The sequence below is a fragment of the Streptomyces sp. ICBB 8177 genome (assembly GCF_003144095.1).
Lineage (GTDB): Bacteria > Actinomycetota > Actinomycetes > Streptomycetales > Streptomycetaceae > Streptantibioticus_D.
In genome coordinates this window covers 1-24755 of the sequence record NZ_NSKH01000018.1, presented here as the reverse complement: position 1 = coordinate 24755, position 24755 = coordinate 1, and the positions used below count along the sequence as shown (strand labels likewise).

At 75.0% G+C, this 24755-nt stretch carries 15 protein-coding genes and 1 riboswitch; of the genes, 7 read left to right on the top strand and 8 right to left on the bottom strand.

Going from position 1 to position 24755, the window contains the following annotated elements:
* Positions 1-157: 157 nt before the first annotated feature.
* Positions 158-308, top strand: a riboswitch (cyclic di-AMP (ydaO/yuaA leader).
* A gap of 15 nt (positions 309-323) precedes the next feature.
* Positions 324-1286, top strand: a complete 963-nt coding sequence (locus CK485_RS08430; protein WP_241968227.1) for a M23 family metallopeptidase — start codon at positions 324-326, stop codon at positions 1284-1286.
* A 257-nt stretch (positions 1287-1543) separates the two neighbouring features.
* On the opposite strand, the gene CK485_RS08425 is transcribed toward CK485_RS08430, so the two are convergent.
* A complete protein-coding gene (locus CK485_RS08425) occupies positions 1544-1846 on the bottom strand; it encodes a hypothetical protein (RefSeq protein ID WP_109448673.1) in 303 nt (100 codons plus the stop codon).
* Positions 1847-2022: 176 nt separating this feature from the next.
* Positions 2023-3474 carry a PrsW family intramembrane metalloprotease gene (locus CK485_RS08420; RefSeq protein WP_109452636.1) on the bottom strand — a complete coding sequence of 484 codons (1452 nt, stop codon included), beginning with the start codon at positions 3472-3474 and terminating at the stop codon, positions 2023-2025.
* Between the two features lie 460 nt (positions 3475-3934).
* Between CK485_RS08420 and CK485_RS08415 the strand changes: the two genes are divergently transcribed.
* Positions 3935-4867 (top strand): trypsin-like serine protease, encoded by a 933-nt coding sequence (locus CK485_RS08415; RefSeq protein WP_241968226.1) that lies wholly within the window; start codon positions 3935-3937, stop codon positions 4865-4867.
* Positions 4868-5035: 168 nt separating this feature from the next.
* On the opposite strand, the gene trmB is transcribed toward CK485_RS08415, so the two are convergent.
* The 3 genes from trmB to CK485_RS08400 all read right to left on the bottom strand — a co-directional run bounded on the left by trmB (position 5036) and on the right by CK485_RS08400 (position 9005).
* A complete protein-coding gene (gene trmB / locus CK485_RS08410; protein ID WP_109448671.1) occupies positions 5036-5860 on the bottom strand; it encodes a tRNA (guanosine(46)-N7)-methyltransferase TrmB in 825 nt (274 codons plus the stop codon).
* Positions 5861-6072: 212 nt separating this feature from the next.
* Positions 6073-7416, bottom strand: coding sequence for an L-2-hydroxyglutarate oxidase (gene lhgO, locus CK485_RS08405; protein ID WP_109452632.1), 1344 nt, complete (start codon positions 7414-7416; stop codon positions 6073-6075).
* A 188-nt stretch (positions 7417-7604) separates the two neighbouring features.
* Positions 7605-9005: an MFS transporter gene (locus CK485_RS08400; RefSeq protein WP_109448669.1), complete on the bottom strand. Its 1401-nt coding sequence runs from the start codon at positions 9003-9005 to the stop codon at positions 7605-7607.
* A 1105-nt stretch (positions 9006-10110) separates the two neighbouring features.
* Here CK485_RS08400 and CK485_RS08395 point away from each other — a divergent pair.
* Positions 10111-12261 (top strand): asparagine synthase-related protein, encoded by a 2151-nt coding sequence (locus CK485_RS08395; protein WP_109448667.1) that lies wholly within the window; start codon positions 10111-10113, stop codon positions 12259-12261.
* Between the two features lie 155 nt (positions 12262-12416).
* A complete protein-coding gene (locus CK485_RS08390; protein ID WP_241968225.1) occupies positions 12417-15635 on the top strand; it encodes a BTAD domain-containing putative transcriptional regulator in 3219 nt (1072 codons plus the stop codon).
* Positions 15636-15659: 24 nt separating this feature from the next.
* On the opposite strand, the gene CK485_RS08385 is transcribed toward CK485_RS08390, so the two are convergent.
* A complete protein-coding gene (locus CK485_RS08385; RefSeq protein WP_109448665.1) occupies positions 15660-17621 on the bottom strand; it encodes a sigma-70 family RNA polymerase sigma factor in 1962 nt (653 codons plus the stop codon).
* Positions 17622-17836: 215 nt separating this feature from the next.
* Positions 17837-18577, bottom strand: a complete 741-nt coding sequence (locus CK485_RS08380) for a helix-turn-helix domain-containing protein (protein WP_241968421.1) — start codon at positions 18575-18577, stop codon at positions 17837-17839.
* Positions 18578-18965: 388 nt separating this feature from the next.
* Between CK485_RS08380 and CK485_RS08375 the strand changes: the two genes are divergently transcribed.
* On the top strand, positions 18966-20306 hold the full coding sequence (locus tag CK485_RS08375; RefSeq protein WP_275124593.1) for an FAD-dependent oxidoreductase: 1341 nt from the start codon (positions 18966-18968) through the stop codon (positions 20304-20306).
* A 259-nt stretch (positions 20307-20565) separates the two neighbouring features.
* Positions 20566-22323, top strand: a complete 1758-nt coding sequence (locus CK485_RS08370) for a SpoIIE family protein phosphatase (protein WP_109448659.1) — start codon at positions 20566-20568, stop codon at positions 22321-22323.
* 101 nt (positions 22324-22424) lie between these two features.
* On the opposite strand, the gene CK485_RS08365 is transcribed toward CK485_RS08370, so the two are convergent.
* A complete protein-coding gene (locus CK485_RS08365) occupies positions 22425-23711 on the bottom strand; it encodes an MFS transporter (RefSeq protein ID WP_109448657.1) in 1287 nt (428 codons plus the stop codon).
* A 170-nt stretch (positions 23712-23881) separates the two neighbouring features.
* On the opposite strand from CK485_RS08365, the gene CK485_RS08360 reads away from it, so the two are divergent.
* Positions 23882-24412, top strand: a complete 531-nt coding sequence (locus CK485_RS08360; protein ID WP_109448655.1) for a MarR family transcriptional regulator — start codon at positions 23882-23884, stop codon at positions 24410-24412.
* Positions 24413-24755 lie beyond the last annotated feature (343 nt).

Sequence of the window (24755 nt, the reverse complement as noted above, 5' to 3'; positions counted from 1 at the left end):
CTCCGAAGCCTGCGGGGTCTGCGGGCCTGGGTGCCCCGCCGCTCTCGGGTCCTGCGGGGTCTGCGGGGCCATGGTGGCGGAGGAGCAACCTCCGCTGCCCGCCCGGGATTCCCGCGTTCGACGGCTTGGAAACCTACCTTCGCGTATATTACCTTTCGATAACGCAATGCCGAGTCCCGTAGATCGCGGGAGCCGGGGACCCGTGCTTCTTGGGGTGAATCGGGCGTTCCGCCTTCGTGGTGCGCCGGTAGGAGACCTTCCCGCTCCGAACCCGTCAGCTAACCCGGTAGGCGTCAGGGAAGGAAAGGAGCAGGCCGGAAGTGGTGCTGAACGACCCCCACTTTGAGGTCGCGGAGGCTGCGGTGACCGCGGGGGCCGCGGAGACCGCGGAGGCCGCCGACTCCGAGGCGGCCAGGCATCGGCTCCCCAGGCAGCGTTCGGTCTCCCGTGGTTCGACGGTCCTGGGCGTGGCCGCGATGGCGGCGGCCGGGGCGAGCGGGGTGGCGGTGGCGCAGGGCAAGCCCCCGGCGCCGGTCTCGGTGCCCGACGCGGCCCCGGCGCCGGACGCGGCTCCGGCCTCCTCCGGCGCGGCCGTGGTCGCCGACTCCGTGCCCGGCGCCGCGTCAGCGTCCGCCGCCTCGGCGCCGTCGGCGGCCGCCGCGGATCCCGGCGCGTCGCTGGTCACCCGCATCCTGGCGCAGGCCAGGCAGCAGTCGTCGGCCGCCGACCAGGCCCGCGAGGCCGAGGAGGCGGCGGCGCGCGCCAAGGAGGCGGCGGCCCGGAAGGTGCGCGAGGACGCGGCACGCAAGAAGGCGGAGGAGACGGCCCGTCAGCAGGCCGCCGAACGGGAGGCGGCGCGTTCCGCCGCCGAGCGGCAGGCCGAACTGGCCCGCGGCTACGCCAAACCGCTCGCCTCGTACACGCCGGGAGAGGGGTACGGGCAGGCCGGTTCGCCCTGGGCGGCAGCGCACACCGGTCAGGACTTCGCGGCGCCGACCGGTACGCCGGCGATGGCGGTGCACTCCGGTGTGATCACGTCGGCGGGCTGGGCGGGCGCGTACGGCTACCGCGTGGTGCTGAGGCTCGATGACGGCACGGAGCTGTGGTACTGCCACCTGTCGTCGATGGTGAAGACGTCGGGCCCGGTGACGACCGGCGAGGTCATCGGCCGCGTGGGCGCGACCGGCAACGTCACGGCCCCGCACCTGCACCTGGAGGTCCGCCCCGGCGGCGGCGCCCCGGTGGACCCGCGGACGTGGCTGACCGAGCACGGGCTGTCCGTCTGAACGGTCCACTCGAACGGGGCGGACTGGCCGCATGGACCAGGCGGGCTGTCCGTCTGAACCAGGCGCCCCGCCGACCCGGACGCAGGCGGACGGTGCGCCGAGCGATCACGGAACGTGCTCAAACGATCAGGGCTTTCCGTTTAACGCTCAACTGATGTAGCCTTCAAACGCCCCTGAGCAGGGGCCTCAGAGCCGCCGACGGCCCCGGTGCCATCCCCCGACACCAGGGCCGTCGGCTTTCCATTTCCGGCGGGCGGTCACGCCTTGCGGTCGGCCGCCACCCAGGAGGTCACGGCGACCGCGCCGGCCACGGCGAACACCGCGGGCCAGGCGCCGACCTTCTTCGCCAGCGGGTGCGATCCCGCGAACGCGGCGGTGTAGAGGCCGGTCAACGCGGCGGCCGTGCCGGTGCCGGCGGCCCGCTTCCACTGCCGCGCCGCGACCGTCCCGGCCGCCGCCAGCGCGACACCCCCCAGCTGCCGCTTCCGCGTGAACCGCGCGACCGTGTACCCCCCGACAAGCCCGCCCGCGGCCACCACGGAACCCGGAACCCTCGCCATCTCGAACCTCCACCCGTGAAGCTTTCGTGTACGCCCCGAGGCTAACCCTCCCCGGAGGCTGGGCGGGGGCGGGGTGAGAGGTGGGCTGCCTCGGAAAGGGCGAAAGGCTGGTGGTTGGTCAGTTGGTGCGCCCCGTTCGGTGTCGTGGGCAGCGCTGTGCTTCGGGCGGCACCCGCTCACTGGCTCGGGTATGGGCCCTGGCCCGGACTGCCGTAGCCGGGGGACGGCTGCGGGGTGTAGTAGGAGGGCGGGCCATACGGCGAAGACGCGCCGTAGCCCGGTTGTTGGCCGTAGTACGGGGGCGGTGTGCCGTAAGGGGCCGGCCAGCCCAGCGGGATCGCGGGGCGCAAGGCGTGGGCGGACTGGATCAGGACGGGCTGGGCCAGGGCCTTGCGGTGCCACATGTGGTGGAGGAGTTCCTGCTCGCGCTGGGTGAAGTCGGGGTCGGGGCGGCCGTCGGCCGCCCTCGCGCGCAGGAACGCCAGAGCCGTCGCGAAGCCCTGGTACTCGCGGACCGCCTTCGCGTCGGCCGCGCCGCGGGCCCGGCGGGCCAGGGAGCGGGCCATCCTGCGGGCCCGCATCGAGGACAGCGCCAGCGGTTCCAGCGGGGAGAGCCAGCCGGCCATCGCGTAGACCGGCAGATGCGTGCGGATGGTGCGCAGTTCGTTGGAACGCGACCGCACCGCGAGCCACACCAGCAGCACGAGCAGCGGCAGCATGATCATCGCGTAGGCCGCCAGGAAGTCGAACGTGCCCAGCGAGGACGACCCGTTCCATATCCCGTGCAGCGTCATCGCCAGCAGCCAGCCGCCCAGCGGGGCCAGCCAGCGGCGGGCCTGGCCCTTGCGGCTCGCCGCGCAGATCCCGAAGCCCACGCCGGTCATGCCGGTGAACAGCGGGTGCGCGAACGGCGACATGATCACCCGCATGAAGAACGTCGCCAGCGTCGCGGACGGGAAGCCGTGCGCGTCCAGCAGCTGGTCGCGGCCGAACGCCGAGCCCAGATAGAGGATGTTCTCGGTGAACGCGAAGCCCGTCGCCGTCACGCCCGCGATCACCACACCGTCGACGATGCCCTGGAAGTGCCGTCTGCGGAACAGGAAGAGCAGCAGGACCGCCGTGCCCTTGCAGGTCTCCTCGATGAACGGCGCCGCGAACGTCGCGCCCCAGGAGTTGGCCTCCTTCGGGGTCGCGGTGAAGGTCGTCGCGAGCAGATGGGTGGCGAAACCGTTGGCGAGGATCGCGATCAGCGTGGCGGCGCAGGCACCCCACGCGAAGGCGAACACCAGGTTCTTCCACGGCTGCGGTTCCACGCGGTCGACCCACAGGAACGCGCCGAGCAGCAGCGGCACGGGCAGCACCGCCAGCGCCAGTCCGACCAGCAGCCCCTCGGTGCCGGTCTGTTGGCGCACGATCGCCATGATGATCAGCCCGCACAGCGCCAGCAACGTGATCAACGCGCCCGCGCGCAGCGCCTTGCTCTCCCAGAACGCGCGCCGCGGCTTGTAGTGCCACCGCGACGGCAGGGCGAACTCGGGCTGCCGCGCGTAGGAGGGGACGGCGGGGCCCGGGAGTTGGGCTGCGGCATGCCCGGTCGGTGGGCCGGTGAGCGGCTCGCTCTCCTCCAGGGCCCGCTGGTCGTACGCCTGCTGTCCGTTCTGCCGTGGTCCTTCGGGGCCGGAGGAGCCGGACGCGGACGCATGCGGGTACGAGTACACCCGACGAGAGTAAGGCCGAGGGGGACGGGTGCGCGACGGTGTGCCCGCGGTCGCCGTCCGTGAGGTGGGATCCCGGTCGCACCGGGCGAAATCACGGGAATCTCAGGCGTCTCACAGTGAGGTCTCAGCGTGCGCGGTGATTGTCTTGATTCGGGGTATCGAGCTTCCGGAAGCGTGTAGGACGGGAAGGTCTCGGAGCGGAGGCTCACGGACGAGGAGGGTGCCCATGCGGGGTCCGAAGCGGGACGGACGATCCCCCGCCACGAGTGCGGGCGGGCGTCTGCACGCGTCGCACCGGAGCCGCAGGGGCGGTGGACGGGGGCGTCGCCGGGTGGTCGGCCCGGCGCGGGGTCCCTGGTCGTGGGTGGTCGTGGCGCTGACCGGATGCGCGGTGCTGGCGTTCGGCGGGATGGCGGTCGCCGAACGGCAGCACCGTACGGACACCGCGGCCAAGGGCGCCGTCGCGGCCTCCGCTCCGGCGGGCGACGCCTCGCACTCGCCGGCCGCCGCGTCCGGCGCCTCCGCCTCCGCGAGACCGAAGGCCGCCGCGTCGGACTCCACTTCGAGCACCCCCTCGCCGTCCGCGTCCTCCGCACCCGCCTCCTCCTCGCCCTCGCCGTCCGCCCCGGTGACCGACGCCGGTGTGTCGCACACCGTCCCGGCCTCCCAACTGCCGCCTAAGATCGGGGCGGTGTTCGACAGCGACGGGCTGAGCGGCACGCACCACTGCACCGCGAGTGTGGTGGACAGCCCGGGCAAGGACCTGATCGTCACCGCCGCGCACTGTCTCGGCACCACGTCCGACCTGTTCGTGCCCGGCTACCACGACGGGCAGGCGCCGTACGGCATCTGGCACATCCAGCGGATCGTCACCGACGCGCAGTGGAACTCCGACTCCGACCCCGATCACGACGTGGCGTTCGCGGTCGTCGAGCCGCTGAACGGCCGGAGCATCGAGTCGGTCGTCGGTGCCTACACCCTCGGCGTCGGCCAGGGGACGTCCGACCCCGTGACGATCATCGGGTATCCGGAGGTCTCGGACGAGGCGATCGCCTGCACGGACTCGGTGACCGCGTACAGCAGCACCCAACTGCGGATCTACTGCACCGGCTACAGCGGCGGAACGAGCGGCAGCCCCTGGCTGGTCGGAGCCGGCTCGCAGGACGGCTCGGGCGGCACGGTCATGGGCGTCATCGGCGGCTACGAACAGGGCGGCGACAGCGACGACGTCTCCTACAGCGTCGCGTTCGGTTCTGCCGTGCAGTCGCTGTACGAGCAGGCCGTCTCGGACGCCGGCAACTGACCTGGGCGCGGCGGCCGTCGCCGCGATGTCGTGCGCGCGTGGGGACGGGCGTGTGACGGCGGGCGCGGGACGACGGGCGCGTGAGGACGTGCGTCGAGCCGCGGGTGAATCAGACCGGGTTGAATCAGACCGGGTTGAATCAGACCGGGTTGAATCAGACCGGGTGAATCAGACGCGGGTGAAGAGCAGGTCGTGGACGACGTGGCCCTTCGCCAGGCCCTGCCGCTCGAACTTGGTCATCGGCCGGAAGGCGGGGCGCGGCGCGTAGCCGTCGTGCTCGTTGCGCAGCGCGGGCTCGGCGCTCAGCACCTCCAGCATCTGCTCCGCGTACGGCTCCCAGTCGGTGGCGCAGTGCACGACCGCTCCGGGGGCGAGCCGGGAGACGGCCAGCCGCACGAACTCCGGCTGGATCAGGCGGCGCTTGTGGTGCCGCGCCTTGGGCCAGGGGTCGGGGAAGTAGACGCGCAGGCCCGCGAGCGAGGCGGGGGCGAGCATGTCGCGCAGCAGGACGACCGCGTCGCCGTTGCCCACCCGCACGTTCTCCAGCCCGGCGTCCTCGGCGAGGTGGAGCAGGTTGCCCTGGCCGGGGGTGTGGACGTCCACCGCGAGGATGCCGGTGGCGGGGTCGGCCGCGGCCATCGCGGCGGTCGCGTCGCCCATGCCGAAGCCGATCTCCAGCACGACGGGGGGCGGCGGCGTGCCGGGGGAGTCCTGCGCGGCGTCCCCGCCCCGGCCGGGGGCGAACAACGCGGCGAGGTCCAGCGGCGTGCCGTCGATGTCCAGGCCCCAGCGCCGCCAGAGCCGGTTGATCGCGTCCGCCTGGGCGTCGGTGACCCGGCCCCGGCGCGGGTGGAATGTGCGGATCCGGCGCTCGTGGTGCGCCCCGGGATGCGGCCGCGCGGCGGGCCCGTCCGGGAACATCGGGCGCCGCCCGGCGTCGTCCCGGACGTCGTCGGCAGGCGCGGGGCGGTCGGTCGCGGGGGAGGAGGCCATGGGATCCAAGTCTACGGTGACCCGTCCCCACGCCTTCCCGCCCACGCGAACCTGCGGCCCCGTGATCCCGCCCACGCGAGCCCGCCCGCCCACGGGGAGCCCGCCCCCGCCGGCCCGCTCACGCGAGCCCGCCCCCGCCGGCCCGCTCACGCGAGACCGCCCCCGCCGGCCCGCTCACAGGGAGGCCCCACTCACGCCGGCCCGTCCGCCCCCTACGCCTTCAGCCGCTCCAGCGCGCGGCGGGCGACCTCGCGGCCGATCGGCAGGGACGCCGTCGCCGCGGGGGACGGCGCGTTCAGCACGTGGACGCAGGCCCCTGACTCCGCGAGGAGGAAGTCGTCCGCGAGCGTGCCGTCGCGCAGGACCGCCTGGGCCCGCACCCCCGCGGGCGCCGGTATCAGGTCCTCGGCCCGCACCTCGGGCAGCAGCCTGCGCACCGCACGCGCGAACACCTCCCGCGACAGCGACCGCCGGATCTCGTCCACCTCGTAGCGCCAGTGGCGCCGGGCTATCCGCCAGGTGCCGGGGAACGCGGCGGTCTCCGCGAGGTCGCGCGCCCGGACCGTACGCCAGTCGTATCCCTCCCGGGCCAGCGCGGGCACCGCGTTCGGTCCGACGTGGACGCCCCCGTCGACCCCGCGCGTCAGATGGACGCCGAGGAACGGGAACGCCGGGTCGGGCACCGGGTAGACCAGCCCCCGCACCAGCCCCCTGCGCTCCGGGGCCAGCTCGTAGTACTCGCCCCTGAAGGGCACGATCCGCATGCCGGGCCGGTCGCCCGCCAGCCGCGCCACCCGGTCGCAGTGCAGCCCCGCGCAGTTCACCAGGACCTTCGCGCGGACCTCGGCCCCCGACGCGCTCACCGTCACGCCGTCCGCCCGTCGCGCGATCGAGACCACCTCGCACCCGTAGCGCACGACCGCGCCCGCGTCCGAGGCCAGCGCCGCGAGCCGCCGCGTGACCGCCGCGTAGTCGCAGATGCCCGTGGTGCCGACGTGGATGGCGGCGATGCCGCGCACCGCGGGCTCGTACTCCGCGATCTGGGCGGGGACCAGTTCGCGGACCGGGATGCCGTTCTCCCGGCCGCGCTGGACCAGGGCGTGCAGCCGGGGCAGCTCGGCGCGGTCGGTGGCGACGATCAGCTTGCCGGTGACCTCGTGCCGGATGCCGTGCTCGGCGCAGAACGCCACCGTCTCGGCCGCGCCGGTCACCGCGAACCGCGCCTTCAGGGAGCCGGGGCGGTAGTAGACGCCGCTGTGGATGACCCCGCTGTTGCGCCCGGTCTGGTGGCGGGCCGGGCCGCTCTCCTTCTCCAGCACCACGACCCGGGTGCCGGGCGCGGCGCGGGTGATCGCGTAGGCGGTGGACAGGCCGACGATGCCGCCGCCGACCACCACCACGTCGCAGACCTCGACGGCGGCGCCCACGCCCCCCGGACCCGGGCGCCCGCCCGTGACGGGAGCGGTGGGGGAGGCCACCGCGCCGGGCGGTCCCGGCCGGTCCGCGCGCACGGCGCCGTCCGCGTCCACGCCGCCGCTCGTCTCGTGTCCGGACATCGCGCACACCTCCCGGCCCTCGCCCGGCACCCGCCCGGCGCGGGTCGCCGACCAGTCCCTCCATCATGGACTGGCCCACTGACAACGCCCGCAAACCCCGAGGTGACGGGGCTCGCGCCGGTTGACCCGACGCGCGGCCAACCACCCGTCCCGGCCACGCGGGCCCGCCCGTTGAGCGGCGCCGTTCGCTACGCCGGGGCGGCCAGCAGCGGGCGGGCGCGCTCGCGCAGCTCGGCGACCCTGGGCTCGTCCCCGTACGGCTCCAGCCGGTGCAGCAGGTCGCGTACGTACTCCGTGGTGCGCGCCGAGGAGATGCGGCCCGCGACCTCGACGGCCCGGGTGCCGGCGGCGCACGCGGCGTCCAGGTTGCCGGACTCGAGCTCCGCGACCGCGGAGACCACCAGCCGCAGCCCGTGCGAGCGGACGAAGTCCTCGGTGGGGTGGGACAGCGCGGTCTCGGTGAACCGTTTGACCTGCCGGGGCACCCGCAGATCGCTGTAGCACTCGGCGGCGTCGGCGGCGAGCCGGTCGTAGGAGTAGAAGCCGAGCCAGGACGGGTCGGGGTCGCCGTCGCGGGAGCGCTCCAGCCACCCCTCGGCGGCCGACAGCGCGGCCCCGCAGGCGGGGCCGTCGCCCGCCTTGGCCTGCGCGCGGGCCTCGACGAGGTGGAAGAAGCTCATCGTGCGGGCGGTCGCCAGGCCACGGTTGCGTTCCAGCGCGGCCTGGGCGAGGTCGACGCCCTCGTCGGCGAAGCCCCGGTAGATCGCCTGGAGGCTCATCGACGCGAGCACGTAGCCGCCGAGCGGCACGTCGGCGGCGGCGCGGGCGAGGCGCAGCGCCTGGATGTAGTAGCGCTGGGCGGCCTCCTGCTGACCGGTGTCGAACGCCATCCACCCGGCCAGCCGCGTCAGTTCCGCGGTCGCGCCGAACAGGGACCGGCCCACGTCGTCGCTGTAGGAACCGAGCAGCAGCGGCGCCGCCTCGACCCGCAGGCACTCGGGCACCATGCCGGAACGCCAGTCCCCGCCGCCGTACTTGGAGTCCCAGCGGCGCGCGTCGTCGGCCGCCTCGCGCAGCTTCGTGACGTCCGCGTGGCCGACCTTGATCGCGGTCGGGTCGCCGGTGTCCGTCAACTCCCGGGCCACCGAGCCGTCCGCCGGGGTGATCAGCCAGCGGGACGCCGGGGTCGCGTACGCGGTCACCGCGAACGAGCCGGTCAGGAAGTCGCGGCGGCCGGCCAGGTCGAGGCGCCACAGGTCGGTCGCCGACTTGACCGCCTCGCCCACGTCGCGCGGGAAGGCGAGCCCGACCTCGGGGGCCGGGTCGGCGTCCGCGAGGCCGATCTCGTGCAGCGGCACCGGGCGGCCGAGCTTGCTGCCGATGGCCGCCGCGATCAGATGGGGCGCGGCGCCCTGCGGCACCATGCCCTTGGACACCCAGCGGGCGACGGACGTCTTGTCGTACCGCAACGTCAACCCTCGTTGCGCCCCGAGGTCGTTGACCCTGCGGGCGAGGCCCGCGTTGCTGATGCCGGCCAGGGCGAGCATGGTGCCGAGCTTCTCGTTCGGCCCGCGGTGTTCCCTCGTCATGCGCACTCCTCGTCGCGCTCGCCGCCCCGGCACCGCAGGCTTCCGCCCGCTCTCGGGTACACCCAGAGTAGTTCGCCCGATGCCGACCGTTAAGGGGTGTTGTCCCGGATGGCGGGATTGCTGTGCCGCACGGTTGTACGTACCCGGCGAAGCCGTGCCGCAAGGCTGTACGTGCTCCCGGCGCGTGTGGCCGTGCGCCCGGCCGTGCGCTCTGTGCCGGGTCCGGGCCGCGCTGTTGCATGGAGGCGTGGGTCGGCCCGCCGTCGCGACTGCGGCTTCGGACACGTCGATGGCTGGCCAGGGGACACCGCCGCCTCATTCCCCGCGGGTGGCGGAACCGGTCCGGGAGGCGTCGGCACGCCTCCCGGACCGACGCGTTGCGCCGGTACCGCCGTCCGGTGAACGCGGCGCGCGCCACCTCGGCGTGGCCGTGAAGTTGGCCGGAATTGGGCGGTTTGAAGTGTGACGCGCGCAGGAACGGGACGCCTTCACGGCGTCGCTTTCCGCCGCCGGGGAACCCCGGGCCGGTTGCCCGTCCCGGACCCGGGAGGGGGAGGCCCGGGGCGGGCAACCACGCGATGCGGTACGTGAGTTGATGCGGCACGCGGTCCGTGGCGCGGGCCGGCCGACGTGCGTACGGTCGGGGCACCGCGCGCCACCCGCTCCTCGGCGCCGGAGCGCCGCACCCGAACGCCAGGCCGCACGGAAACGCCCACCCTGCGTGCGACGCTCTTCACGACTCCCTACGTGGCATGGAACTGCGCGCACCCCACGTATCACGCTGCTCCGCGCACCCCACGTGCCCCGTCGCCGACGCCGCCCTACGTGGGACCTCGCCATGGGCGGCCCCCGCCCGCCAAACGGCATGTGACCCCCGGCATAGGTCAACCGGCATACGACCGGCCGTGATCGGCCCGGCATACCACGCAAATGCCTCGGTGCGGGCCGCCGTTCACCTCCGCGCGCCCCTCCCGTGACCGGACCCGGTGCTTCCCCACGCATCCGTACGCCCTCTCGCGCGCCGCTGACGTGGCAGCATGTTGCTTGGGCGCGGCGGTGGTCCCGGCGCCGCCCGGTCAGTTGTCCACAGCCGGTGGAGGCTGCGATGCGGTGGTTGGTGGGATGGAGCAGCGCCGTCGCGCGGTCCTCGGGCGCCCCCGGAGCGACGGGCCGTACCGTCCTGCCGGTCGGCGGGCAGCTGTTGTGGGACGACCCCGATCCGCTGTGGGCGGTCGGCGACTGGCGGGTGGACGAGGTGCGGGTCGTCGAGGCCGACCCGGCCCGCTCCGGCGGCCACGGCGCGCACGGCGCCGCCTACGGGGACCACGCCTACGCCGACCCCGACCACCGCACGAGTGCCGCCCGTTCCTCCGCCCGCGGTGTCGCCGCGCGGGCCCGGCTCGCGGTGCTGGGCCGTTGCCACGCCACCGACGAGGAACTGCGCATCGGCCTGTTCGCGGCGCGCGGCGGCGCGTTGCGCCACCTGAGCATGTGGCCGGGCAGCTACACCGCCGTGCTCCAGATAGGCCGCAGGATCACCGTGGTCGGCGACCTGGCGGGAGCGCGGCCGGTCTTCCACACCCGCTGGGCGGGCGGCACCGCGTACGCGACCGCCGCGCTGCCGCTGGCCGACCTGATCGAGGCCGGTCTCGACGTCACCTATCTCGCCGCCCGCCTGGCCTGCCCCGACTCGCCCGAGGCGCTGGGCGCCGGCACGCCGTACCAGGACGTGCGCAGGGTGCCGCCCGGCCACGCCCTCATCCTGCGCGACGGCGTCCCGGAGATCGCGGGCTACGAGCCGCGCGCCTCGCTGGCGGTCGGCGAGGCGCGTTCGCAGGCCGACGCCGAACAGGCCTTGTCCGGCGTGCGGGAGGCGCTGGTGGAGGCGGTACGGGCCCGGCTGACCCAGCCGCGATACGTGCCCGACGCCGACGAGGCGCCCGCGCCCGGCGTCGGCGCCGACCTGTCCGGCGGCAGCGCCTCGTCCACGCTGACCCTCCTGGCGGCGGGCCTGCCCGGCATGCCCGGCACCCCGCCGGGGCTCGGCGAGCGGGCGGGCCAGCGGCTGCGCGCGGTCACCTTCAACGACCTGGCCACCGCCGGCGAGTCGGGCCGCGACGCCGAACTCGACCGGGCCCGCGCGATGGCCGCCGACCCCCGGCTGCACCACGTGGTGGTCCCCGGCGGCCCCGAGGCGCTGCCGTACGCGGACCTGCTGGACAGCGGCCCGCTCACCGACGAGCCGGGCCCCGCGCTGGTCAGCGCGGAGCGGCACAGGAGAAGGCTGGCGGCGGGCGGCGCGGACCACCTGGTGGGGCTCGGCGCCCGCCACGTGCTGGACGCGCACCCCGCGCGCCTGGCCGACCTGCTGCTGGACCGCAACCGGCGTCATCTGCTGCGTCCGGCCGCCGCGTTGGCGAAGGCGGAGGGGCCCGCGTACCGGTCCGCGTTCGTGCCGCTCACCGTCTACCGGGCGGCGCGCCGGCTGGCCCGCACCCCGTACCAGCAGGGCGTCGAGCAGACGGCGGGGCAGTTGCTTGAACGGCGTTTCGACGACTTCAGGGCGACCGGCCTTGAAGCCTCGCTCGCCGCGCTGACCTGGTGCAGACCGGGTCCCGCGGCGGGCTGGCTGACGGGTGAGGCGTTGGCCGAAGTATCGATTCGCCTCCAGGACGCGGCGGCCCGGCCCGGTTCGGCCGGCCGCCCCGGGGAGCGGCGTGCGCGGGCGGCTCTGGCGAGGGCGGCGGCGGACGCGCGGGTCTTCGAGCAGGCGGTGGAGGTCCGCAGCCAGCGGTTGCACGCGCCGTTCCTCGACAACCAGGTCGTGCGCGCCTGCCAGGCGCTGCCCGAGACGCTGCGGGTGCGCCCGGGCGCCCGGGCCGCCGTGCTGCGCGGGGTGCTGGCCGCCTCCGGGGTCCGCGAGCTGCCGCCGGGATGGGGCGCGACGACGCAGAACGCGACGGTGCTCGCCCAGCGCGCGGGCCTGCGGTCCTTCGCGGACGAGTTGCTCGGCCTGTTCAGCGCGCCACTGCTGGCCGACGCGGGCCTGGTCGACGCGGGCGTGGTGCGCGGCGCCCTGCGCGCGGCGGCCCAGGGCGAGCCGCTCCCGCTGGACGGCCTGGCGGAACTGGTCGGCACGGAGGTGTGGTTGCGCCGCCTCCTGGCGCGGCGGGGCTCGTGCTGGACGGGCACGGAGGCCCCCCGCCAGCGGGCGGTGGCGACGGGCGTGCCGCCCCGGCTGCCGCTGCGGGGGTAGCGCGCGTCACCCACGAAGGCCGCCGGCCGCGTCCCCGTCCGGCGCCCCCGGGGCCGCGCCCCCCTCGGTCCTCGTCCGGCCCCCCGGGGCCGCGCCCCCGTCATACGGGGCCTGGCCCCATCCCCCCGGGGCCGTCGGGCGGCGACAATGGGCGGGTGCGTTACTTGATCCTCGGCACCACCGCCGTCCGGGACACGCCCCTGCCCGGCGCCCGGCTGCGGTCGCTGCTGGCGGCGCTCGCGCTGACGCCGGGGCGTGCGGTGCCGGTGGAGACGCTCATCGACGGCGTGTGGGCCTCCGACCCGCCCGCCGACGCGCCCGGCGCGCTCCAGGCGCTGGTCTCCCGCCTGCGCCGGGCGATCGGCCGCGACGCCATCGGCTCGGGCCCCGCCGGATACACCCTGCGCGCCCGCCCGGACGACGTCGACCTGCACGTCTTCGCCCGGCTCGTCGAGGAGGCCGGGACCTCGCTGGACGCCGGGGACGCCGCTGCCGCGCTGACCGCGCTCGACGAGGCGCTGGCGCTGTGGCGCGGCCCCGCGCTCGCCGACCTGGCCAACCGCACCGCCGCCGCCGCGCGCCCCGAGGCGCTGCGGCTGACCGCGTTGCGTCGCCGGATCGACGCCTGCCTCGCGCTCGGCCGGGCCGACCAGGCGCTGCCGCAGGCCGGGGAGCTGGTGGCCGCGCACCCGCTCAACGAGCCGTTCCGCGCCCAGTTGATCCGCGCGCTGCACGACCTGGGGCGCTCCGCCGACGCCCTCGCCGCGTACGAGGAGGGCCGCGGACTGCTCGCCGACCGGCTCGGCGCCGACCCAGGACCCGAACTGCGCGCGCTGCACGCCCGGTTGCTCGACGGCGGCGAGGCCACGCCGCCCGCCGCGCCGCGCCGGTCCGGCGCTCCCCGGGGCAACCTGCGTCCCCGCCTGACCAGTTTCGTCGGCCGTGAGGACGAGTTGCGGGCGATTCGCGCCGACGTCGCCCGCCACCGCCTGGTCACCCTGGCCGGTCCCGGCGGCGCGGGCAAGACCCGGCTGGCCGAGCGCGCGGGCGGCGAGCTGGCCGGGCAGTACCCGGACGGCGTCTGGGCCGCCGAACTCGCCCCCGTCGACCACGCATCGGGTGTGCCGCGCGCCGTGCTGAACGCGGTCGGCCGCAGCGACACCACCGTCTTCGGCTCGATCCCCGCCTCCAGCGACCCGACCGAGCGCCTCGTCGAGCACTGCGCGCACCGCCGCATGCTGCTCGTCCTGGACAACTGCGAACACGTGGTGGGCGCCGCCGCCGAACTGGCCGAGGCGCTGCTGTCGTACTGCCCGGGCGTGACCGTGCTGGCCACCAGCCGGGAACCGCTGGGGGTGCCCGGCGAGGTGGTGCGCCCGGTCGGGCCGCTGCCGCCGTCCACCGCCCGGCGGCTGTTCGCCGAACGCGCCGCCGCCGTCCGGCCCGGCCTGGACACCGAAGGTGACGCGGGAGCGATCGCGGAGATCTGCCGCCGCCTGGACGGTCTGCCGCTCGGCATCGAACTGGCCGCCGCCCGGCTGCGGTTGCTCACCCCGCGTCAGATCGCCGACCGCCTCGACGACCGCTTCCGCCTGCTGACCAGCGGCAGCCGCACCGTCATGCCCCGCCAGCAGACGCTGCGCGCGGTGGTCGACTGGAGCTGGGAACTGCTGACCGAGCCCGAACGGGCCGTGCTGCGCAGGCTGTCGGTCTTCTCCGGCGGCTGCGACCTGCTTGCCGCCGAGGCGGTCTGCGCCGACGGCCGCGACATCCGGCAGGACGAGGTGCTGGGCGTCCTCGGCTCACTCGTCGACAAGTCGCTGGTGGTCGCCGACCGCCACGCCGACCCGGACGGCGTGCGCTACCGCCTGCTGGAGACCATCCAGGAATACGCGGCCGAGCACGCCACCGACCACCCGGGCGAGTCGCGCGACACCGGCCTGCGCCACACCGCGTACTTCCGCGCACTGATCGAGGCCGCCGCCCCCGTCCTGCGCACGGCGGCCCAACTGCCGTGGTTGGGCCGGCTGGAGCGGGAGATGGACAACATCAGGGTGGCGCTCGGCCGCGCCCTGGACGCCCGCGACGAGGACGTGGCGCTCGCCATGGTGCTGGGCCTCGGCTGGTTCTGGTGGCTGCGCAACTACCGCGACGAGGGCCTGGGCTGGATCCGCCGCACCATCGCGCTCGGCGGGCTGCCCGACGACGAGGACGATCCCCGGTTCGGGCCCCGGATGGACCTGCGGCTGATGATGTTCTTCACCCTCTCCGACCAGGTCGCCGCGAGCGATCTGCACGGTGAGCAGGCCAAGGCGCTGGCCCGCCGGATGCTCGGCTTCTACGGCCGCCCCGGCCCGCACGCCGCCCGCTTCCCCGGACTGCTGTGGCCGTTCGCCGGCCAGGTGGCGGAGGGCCCCTCGCGGATGCGCTCGCTCATCGCGACCATGGTCGGCACCTGCCGCGCCCACGGCGACGACTGGGCGCTCGCCTGCGCCCTGATGTTCCGCACCCACGTCGCCATCGACTCGCCCGGCGGCCTGGACGTCGCGCTGGCGGACTGGCCCGAACTGTCCCGGCTGGCCGAACGCGTCGGCGACCGCTGGGTGACGGCACAGGTGCGCGGCGCCAGCGCGGAGATGGCGATGGCGCGCGGCCGTTACGACGAGGCGCGCGCCGAGTGGCAGGCGGCCGTCCGGCTGTGCGAGGAACTGGGCGCGCGCGGCGAGGTGCCGTTCCTGCTGGCCCGGATCGCCGAACTCGCCATCCGCCAGGGCGACGACGAGCAGGCCGCCAAGCTGCTGGTGCGCGCCGAGGAGGAGGCCGACCACTACGGCATCTGGGACGCGCGCACCTACGTACGCTGCCTCCAGGTGACGATCGCGCTGCGCGCCGGGGACCCCGCATACGCCCGCGAGTTGTGCGACACCGCCCGCTCCGAGGCCGAACTCGGCACGCCACCACCGATGTTCGCGGCCTTCCTGGCCGACCTGGAGGCGGCGGTGCGCGCGGCGGAGGGCGACACGCACGGCGCCCTGGACGCCGCCCGCGAGGCGCTGCGCGCGGGCGTCGCGAGCGAGTGCGCGGAGCAGATCATCGCCGCCTTCCTGGAACGGACCGCCCTGCTGCTCACCGGCGACCTGGCCCGGCACCGCACCGCCGCACTGCTGTTGGGCGCCGCCGACACCCTGCGCGGCGGTGACCGGCTGCCGCGTTCCGTACCCGAGGAGGAGACCGCCCGGCAGGCCTGCACCGCGGTACGCGCGGCGCTCGGGGACGCGGCGGCCGACGCCGCGCACGCCGAGGGGCGCCGACTGACCTGCGGCGACGCCCTGAAGCTGCTGGACGAACTGGCCGCCCGCGTCACCCGCGCCTGACGAGCCGACCGCCCTCAGTCCCTGTCACTCGCAACTGAAGCGCGAATCCGCCCAGTCCGCGACCGTCAGGAACCCCGGCCCCTCGGCCGGACGCACCACCAGGCGCACCGTCCTGTGCCCGGCCAGCCCCACGTGCACCGCGACGGGCCCGCTCGACGGCCGCACCACGCCGGAGCTGAACAGCAGCGTGTCGTCGCCGTAGACCAGGAAGCGGGCCGCGCCGGTGCCCAGCGTCATGTCGTCGATCCCGGCGACAGCGTCGTACGAGACGCACTCGCGGTTGAGGTCCACCGTCACGGCCGACGGGGAGCGCACCGTCACCCCGTCCTGGTACGTCGTGCCGTCCACGGACAGTCCGTGGCGGGGCCACAGCCAGCTGAACGCCGAGGGCCGCACCGTCGGTTCGTCGTCGTCGCCCAGCCCGCTCCAGGCGAGGGAGTCCAACTGGAAGACGGCCGGGGGAGGAGGAGGCGCGGGCGTCGGGGTCGGCGTGGGCGCCGGAGGCGTGGGCTTCGGCTTCGGTCTCGGCGCGGGCGCGGGCCTGGGCGGCGCGGGCCGGGGAGTCGGCGTGGGCGTCGGGGTCGGTTTCGGCGCGGCCACCGGGACCGGCGCGGGCGGCGGCGTGGGGGTCGGCGTCGGCGTGGGCGCGGGAACGACGGGAGCGGGCCGGGCGGGCGGCCTGGCGACCGGCTTCGGCGCCGGATGGCCGTTGCCCATCAGCGCGGCGGCCAGCGCCACCCCGGCGGCTGCGACCACCACACCGGTGGCGATCGCGACCTTCGCCGGGGCGCCCAGGCCCTCGGAGACCGCCGCCCCGCCCGCGCCTCCCGCGGCACCGCCGGAACCGGACCCGGCCGCCGCCGCGCCCGCGGCCGCACCCGCCCCGGCCGCACCGGCGGCGCCCACCGCGGCGACCCCCGCCGCCTTGGCGACGTAGGCCGCGGCGAACCACCCGATCGTGGCAACCGGCAGCAGACCCTTCAGGCACGCGTTGACGTCGGCGAGGTCCGCCGCGGCGGCCCGGCACCTGCCGCACTCGTCCAGGTGCTTGCGCAACTCCCGGTCCGCGCGCAGCCGCAACGCGCCCCGGGCGTGCGCCCCGAGCCGGTCGGCGTACCGCGCGCACTCGCCCTCTGACGTCAGCGCCGAGTTGACGTGGGCCTGGAGGTACGCCTGCCGCAGGCCCTCGCGCGCCCGGTGCGCCAGCACCGCCGTCGCGTTGGCGGTCAGACCCAGCAGCGGCGCGACCTCGCTGGGCGACTCCTCCTCGACGGCCGTGTGCCACAGCACCGCCTGCCACCGCTCGGGCAGAGTCTTGAACGCCCGTACCGCGAGCGACTGGTCGGCCTCGTGCATCGCGCGGACGTCGGCGCCCAGGTCGAGGGTGTCGTCGTTGGCGCCGCTCCCGGCCGAGGTGACCGCGAACGTCGCGAAGTCCTCGACGAGTTGCTCCCGCTTGGCGGTGTTGCCCCAGGACGCGGCGACCCGTCGCACCGTCGTCAGCAGGTACGCGCGCACCGCGACCTCGGGGCCGCTGCCGCCGCGTACCGCCTGGAGGGTGCGGGCGAAGACCTCGCCGGTCAGGTCCTCGGCGGTGTGCGCGTCCCGGCAGCAGGTGCGCGCGTAGCGCCGTACCGAGTCGGCGTGCCTGCGGTACAGCTCCTCGTACGCGCTGTCGTCCCCCGACCGCACCCGGGCCACCAGTTCGGCGTCGGACGCCACCTCGCCGCCGTCCGGGTGCTCGCGCTGCTGCGGAACGTGCTCGTGCGGCCCGTGCTGCGGTCGCGCCGGTGACGGCGGGGCGGTGGGCGCCGGCGCGGGACCGGGGCCGCCCCGGTCGATCACGCCCTGTTCGGGGACCCGGCCCTGGGCGGCCTGCGGGGGCACGGCGCCGGGCGCGTCGGCCGTCGGCGTCTCGCCCGACCCCGCGTCGCCCGCGCCCAGCGGTTCCGGTCCGGCGGTCCCGTCCACGCCGTCAACGCCCATCGCGGAAGCCCCCGTACACACCGATGCAGCCAGCCACCGGCCAAGCGTGGCACAACCGGCCCGCCCGCCGCCCTCCGCAGCCGCGGGAACCACCCGTCCGGGGCGATTCACGTCCGCGCCAACACCCTTACGTAGTAAGGGAGATCGTCACGCGGGACGGAACGCGCCGCTCACGGCGCCGCACGCCGCACGGGAGGCCGCACACGACGCCGGACTCAGGCCGAGCGGAACGCGGGCCGCGAGCGCAGGCCTTCGAGCAGGATCTCCAGCAACCGCGCCGACGCCGCCGCCTGCTGGGCCGGGTCCGGCAGCGCGGGCGCCGCCGTGGCGATCACCAGCAGCACGTCGGCGACCGAGACGTCCTGCCGCAACTCACCGGCCGCACGGGCCCGTTCCACCAACTGGCCCACCACGCCCAGCAGCGCGGCCACGCCCGCGTCGTCGGGTCCCGGCGGCGTCGCCGGACGCTGCCCGCCGCCCCGCGGCTCACCGCCGCGCTGCTCCTCGGGCGCCGACTCCCGCTGCTGCGGCACCCGCGCCTCGGCCGCCGCGACACCGTCGCCGTAAGTGCCGCTGCCGCCCGCGGCGTTGGCGGAGGCCTGGGTCTGGCGCACCCGCAGCACCTGCGGCGGCAGCAGCCGCCCCGCGCCGGACGCCACCGAGGTGCGCAGGAAGCGCGAGAGCGCCGCCCACGGCTCCTCCTCCTGCCCGAGGGCCGTGCGCGCCTGCTCGGTCAGCCGGGCCGTCTCCTCCTCGGCGATCCGCCGCACCAGCACGTCCTTGCTGGGGAAACGCCGGTAGACGGTGCCCACGCCCACCCGGGCGCGCCGGGCCACGTCCTCCATCGGCGCGCCGTAGCCCAGCTCGCCGAAGACCTCGCGGGCCGCGCGCAGCACGTGCTCCAGGTTGCGCTGGGCGTCCACCCGCAGCGGCGCGGACCGCCCCGTCGCGGACATCCCGAGCGCGGCGCCGTGCGCCTGCCCGGCCGGCTTCCCCTGCCCCGGGACCTGGGCCTGCCCTGGCACCTGCCCCTGCGCGGGTCTGGACCCAGACCCACCGCCGTCGGCCGTACCGATCGCCATCGCCCACTGAGGGTTGTGCATGTGCATATGTATCCCCCGGATGTGACGTCTCCCCCCGGAGACTCCCCGCCCCACATGACGACCGGACCGCTTCGGGTGCGCTCCGGCGACGCATAGCGGTAAGAACATAGTTGAGCCCCGGTCAAGAATGAAGGGGGTGGTTCCACCCAGACCACCCCGATCGGGGTACGCGCGACGCCGTCCGCCCGCGACCGGTGCGGCCCTGTGGACAAACCTCCGTCCGACGGTGCGTCATGGAAGGGTGAAGGAGCCCGCTCGGATTCTCGTGGTCGGCGGCGGCTACGTCGGCATGAACGCGGCCCTGCGCCTGCGCCGCCGGCTGGGCGACGACGCGCGGGTCACCGTCGTGTCCTGCGACCCGTACATGACCTATCAGCCCTTTCTCGCGGAGACGGCCGCCGGGTCGATCGCGCCCGCCCACGTCGTCGTTCCGCTGCGCCGCGTCCTGGCCGGCTGCACGGTGATCGTCGGCGACGTCCTGCGGATCGAGCACGCCCGCCGCACCGCGATCGCCGCCACCCCCGCCAGCCGGCAGGAGGGCGGCACCGGCGAGATCGAGCTGCCGTACGACGAACTGGTCATCGCCTGCGGCTCGGTCTCCCGCACGCTGCCGGTCCCGGGGCTGGCCGAGACCGGCATAGGGTTCAAGACCGTCGAGGAGGCCATCGGCCTGCGCAACCACGTGCTCACCCAGCTCGACATCGCCTCCTCCACCCGCGACGTGGAGATCCGCGACGCCGCGCTCACCTTCGTCGTGGTCGGCGGCGGCTTCGCGGGCGTCGGCGCGCTCGGCGAGCTGGAGGACATGTCCCGCTACGCCACCCGCCACTTCCACAACGTCACCGCCGCCGACCTGCGCTGGGTCCTGGTCGAGGCGGCCGACCGCATTCTGCCCGAGGTCGGCGCCGAGGTGGCCGACCGCACGTTGCGCGAACTGCGCCGCCGCAACGTCGACGTCCGGCTGTCGACCCGGCTGGAGTCCTGCGAGCACAGCATCGCCCGGCTCAGCGACGGCTCCCGCCTGCCCACCCGCACCGTGGTGTGGACGGCGGGCGTCAAACCGCACCCGCTGGTCGCCGCCTGCGACCTGCCGCGCACCGGCGACGGCGCGCTGCGCTGCGAGGCCACCCTGCGCCTGGAGGGCACCGCGCACGCCTGGGCGGCCGGGGACGCCGCCGCCGTGCCCGACCTGACGGCCGCCGAGCCCGGCACGTTGTGCGCGCCCAGCGCCCAGCACGCCGTGCGCCAGGCCCGCGTGCTCGCCGACAACGTCGTCGCGACGCTGCGAGGCGAGCCGCTCACCGAGTACCGGCACGCCCACGTCGGCTCCGTCGCCCCGCTCGGGCTGCACAAGGGCGTCGCCTCCCTGTACGGGCGCAGACTCACCGGCTACCCTGCCTGGCTCATGCACCGCGCCTTCCACCTCAGCCAGGTACCGACCCTCAACCGCAAGTCCCGAGTGGTCGCCGACTGGCTGCTCGCCGCGCTGGTCAAACGCGAGGTCGTCGCCCTCGGCTCGCTGGAGACCCCGCGCGCCGAATTCGAACTCGCCGCCGGATCCGACAGACGCCCCGACGTGTGACGCCCGCGCGGGCGGCGGGCGGTGGGCGCGGCCCGCGCCAACTACGCTCCAGCGCGGGGCGCGTGGCACAACACGCCTGACTGAAGGTTTATCCGAAGACCGGTCGACCGGCTTAGAGTCGATCGATCGACCGACGATCCACCGGACCGCCGGGCACGGGGCGGCGATCCGCCCGCCCCGCACCCGTACGACGGGCACCGGGCCATCCGGTACGACACGTACCGGCCGTCCCGGTACGACTGCACGAGGCAACCATTCTGTGAATCTGACGCGCTGGAGCGCCCGGCTCCCCGGAACACAGCGACGCGCCGCCGCCAAGCCGCGCTCCGCCACGACCGCGGGTCCCGGCGGCGGCTCGGTACCCCCGGCCCGGGCCGGCCTCCCCGGCGACCCGGACCCGTCCGCCCCCGACACGGCGAAGGCGTCGCCCGCGACACCATCCGGGGTGTCGCCCGGGACGTCGCCGTCGGTGCCCCCGGCGACGGACCCCGCGCGGCACCCGCTGGAAGCGCTGTCGGTACGCGAACTGCTCGGCCAGGTCCCGGCCCTGATCGCCGTCACCTACGGCCCCGACCACCGCACCGGGCACGTCAACGACGCGTACACCGAGGTGTTCGGCCCGCGCCGCACCGGCGCCCCGGCCCGCGAGACGCTGCCGGAGCTGGCGGAACTCGGCCTGCTGCCGCTGATGGACCAGGTGCTGCGCAGCGGCAAACCGCGCACCGTCAAGGCCCGCAAGGTCACCTGGGCCCGCCAGGACGGCGAGGGCGAGCCGCGCGACGGCTACTTCACCTTCACCTGCACCCCGCTGGCCGACTCCGCCGTCGGCGGCGTGCTCGTCTTCGGCGCGGACGTCACCGACCAGGTCCGCTCCGCCGAACGCCTGCGGGCCAGCGAACGCCTCCAGCGCGAGGCCGCCGTCACCCTGCAACGCAGCCTGCTCCCGCAGGAACTCGAACAGCCCGACGACCTGCGGGTCGCCGCCACCTACCAGCCCGGCGGCACCGAGGCCGCGGTCGGCGGCGACTGGTACGACGTCATCACCCTCGGCGCCGGCCGCACCGCCCTGGTCATCGGGGACGTGATGGGCCGGGGCCTGCGCGCCGCCGCCGTCATGGGCCAGCTGCGCACCGCGGTGCGCGCCTACGCCCGCCTCGACCTGCCGCCGCACGAGGTCATCCAGCTGCTGGACGGCCTGGCGGCCGAGATCGACGCCACCCAGATCGCCACCTGCGTCTACGCCGTCCACGACGCGGGCGAGGGCGTGCTCACCTACGCCTCCGCGGGCCACCTGCCCATCGTCGTGCGCGGCGCCGACGGGACCGTGCGCCGCGCCGAGGGCCCGACCGGGCCGCCGCTGGGCACCGGAAGCTACCCGCACGCCTCGGGCACTCTGCCGCTGGAGCCCGGCGCGACCGCCGTCCTCTACACCGACGGCCTGGTGGAACGCCGCACCGAGGACATCGACGAGGGCGTCGCCGCGCTGGAACGCGCGCTCGCCGGCGCCACCGGCACCCCGCAGGTCATCTGCGACCGGCTGCTGCGCGCGCTCGGCGTCACCTCCGACCACGACGACGACGTCGCCGTCCTCGTCCTGCAACACCCCAAGCGCACCGGCGCCCAGGCCGAACTGTTCCGCGACGCCTCGCTCGACCTGCTCGGCGGCGTCGAGGCGGCGCCCCGCGCCCGCGCCTTCGCCACCGGCGTGCTCGCCTCCTGGCGCTTCCCCGTCGAACTGCGCGACCTCGGCGTGCTGGCGGTCAGCGAACTGGTCGCCAACTCCCTCCAGCACGGCACCCCGCCGATGCGCCTGCGACTGCGGCGCACCGACCGCCGCCTGATCGTCGAGGTGACCGACGGCGACGACCGCCTGCCCAGGCGCCGCAGGGCCGAACCCGGCGACGAGGCGGGCCGCGGCATCTCGATCATCGCCACGATCGCCTCCATCTGGGGATCACGCAGGACGCCCGGCGGCGGCAAGACGGTCTGGTGCGAGTTCGCCCTGCCGAAGAAGTGAGCGTGGGCGCGTACGGATACGCGTGAGGGCGCACGCACCGCGTCGCCGCGATCCGTACGCCCTCGTGCTCATGCTCATGGCGAGCCGTCGTGCCCGAGGGGCTACGCCGCCGTGGACAGCTCCCGCGCCGCCGGGTGCCCGCGCCGCGCGGCGGCCGCCCGCGCCGGGTCGTCCTGCGCGGTGCTCAGCCCGCGCCCGAGCCGCAGCGCCAGCAGCGTGATGCCGACGGAGAAGCCGATGAGCATCACGATGTACGGGCCGTACAGTCCCGCGCCCGCCATCGCGCCGCCCGCCGCCGGGCCGATCGCCAGCGCGAGCTGCTTGACCAGCGCGAACGCCGAGTTGTACTGCCCGACCATGCGCTCCGGGGCCAGGTCCGCGACCAGCGGCGCGACGGTCGGCGACAGCAGCGCCTCCCCGAGGCCGAACAGCGCGTACGTGGAGATGATCGCGCCGGTCGCCCACGCCTGGCGGCCGTGGATCAGCCCGGAGACGCCCGCCACCACCCAGGCGACGGTCCAGATCAGGCCCACCGCGGCGATGACCCTGCTTCGCCTGCGCTTCTCGACCGGCTTGAGGACGAGGAACTGCGCGACGACGATCACCGCGGTGTTCGCCGCGAGCGCGATGCCCAAGGTGGCGGGCTCGACGTGGGTGACCTCGGTGGCGAAGGCGGCGAGTCCGGACTCGAACTGCCCGTAGCAGGCGAAGAACATGACCGCGCCCAGCACGCACAACTGCACCATCTGCCGGTGCGCCAGCAGCGCCCGCCAGCCGCCCGGGGCCCGCTCGTCCTCCGGCGCGTCCTCGATCCGCACGGTACGCGGCAGCCGCACGGTCGCCACGATCCCGGCCAGCACCAGGAACATCGCCGCCTCGATGGCGAACAGCCGGGTGAACGACGACGGGTGCGCGGTGTCCACCAGCAGGCCGCCGATCAGACCGCCGATGCCCAGGCCCAGGTTCTGCATGAAGAACTGGGTGGCGAACGCCCGCGACCGGGTGGCCGGGGTCGAGCACCACACGATCAGCGTGGCCAGCGCGGGCTGGATGACCGCCACCCCGGCGCCGAGCACCGCGGAGAAGACGATCGCCAGCGGAGCGGTGTCCGCCAGCCCGAACCCGATCGAGCCGATCGCGGCTACCACGGACGCGACGACCACGACGGGAAGCGGGCCGCGCCGGTCGATGCAGCGTCCGGTGAACGGCAGCACGGCGAGCGCGGCGACGGCGAACGCCGACAGCACCACGCCCGCGGTACTCGCACCCAGATCCCGTACCTGCGCCACGTAGACGAACAGGAACGGGACCGTGAAGCCGTTGCCGAACGCGCTCAGCACGTTGCCCAGCTGGATCCGGCGCAGCGCTGCGCCCATCGCCGTGGTCACACTCACCTCACTTGGTCAGGGAGTCCGAGCCCCAGGGCCCCCAGGACAGGGGAGGACCGCCGGACGGCGGCCAGTGGTTGGAGTCTCAAGACTTCAGAACTAAACTTCGAAACTAAAATATACACACTGGAAGAGTTAGACGCGAACGGCTTGCGTGCGATACTCGACACATGACCGCAGCCGACGAGCCGCCGCCACCCCCCGCGGAGCTTGACCTCGACGAACAGATCGCCATCTACCAGCGCGAGTTCCCCGAGGTGGACCCCCAGATCGAGAAGGTCGTCTCCGCGCTCCAGCGGCTCAACCGCCGCATGAACGTGGCGTACGGGCGCCAGGTCGCCGACCTCGGCATAAGCAACGCCGAGTGGGAGGTGCTCAAGGCGCTCGTCCTGGTCGGCAAGCCCTACCGGCTCGGCCCCGGCGAACTCGCCAAGCGGCTGGGCCTCACGCCCGCCGCGATGACCCACCGGATCGACCGCATGGTCGCCGAGGGCCTGGTCACCCGTGAACGCGACGAGAGCAACCGGGTGCGCGTCATCGTCGAGCTGACCGACGAGGGCCGCGGCAAGTGGCTGGACGCGATGCGCATGGCGGCTGGCTTCGAGGCGGACCTCCTCCAGGACCTGTCCAAGGAGGAGCTGGCCACGCTGGGCGGCATGCTGTCCCGGGTGCTGGTGAGGGTGGACCCGGACGCGGCTTGACACGGTCGGGGGCGATCCGTAATGTTCTCCGAGTTGCCCGGCGTGAGCGCCGACCGAGTCGGTCCGCGGGCAGCCATTCCGAAGTACACACGACAGCCGTCGAGGCTTTGTCGTGCGCGCATTCGAAATGAGGAGCCGAATTCGCTCGATTAGACCGAGCGGCCAAGGATCCGCTAAAGTCTCACTCGTCGGAACGGCCGCCAGGCCGGAAAGACAGAATCCCGCCGGCGGGAATCGGGTCCGAGAAGATCTGATAAGCTGGAGAAACCGAAGGGAAAGCCCGGAGGGGCCTGTGAAAGGGTCTTGAAGGTAGCTTCCGTTCCTTGAGAACTCAACAGCGTGC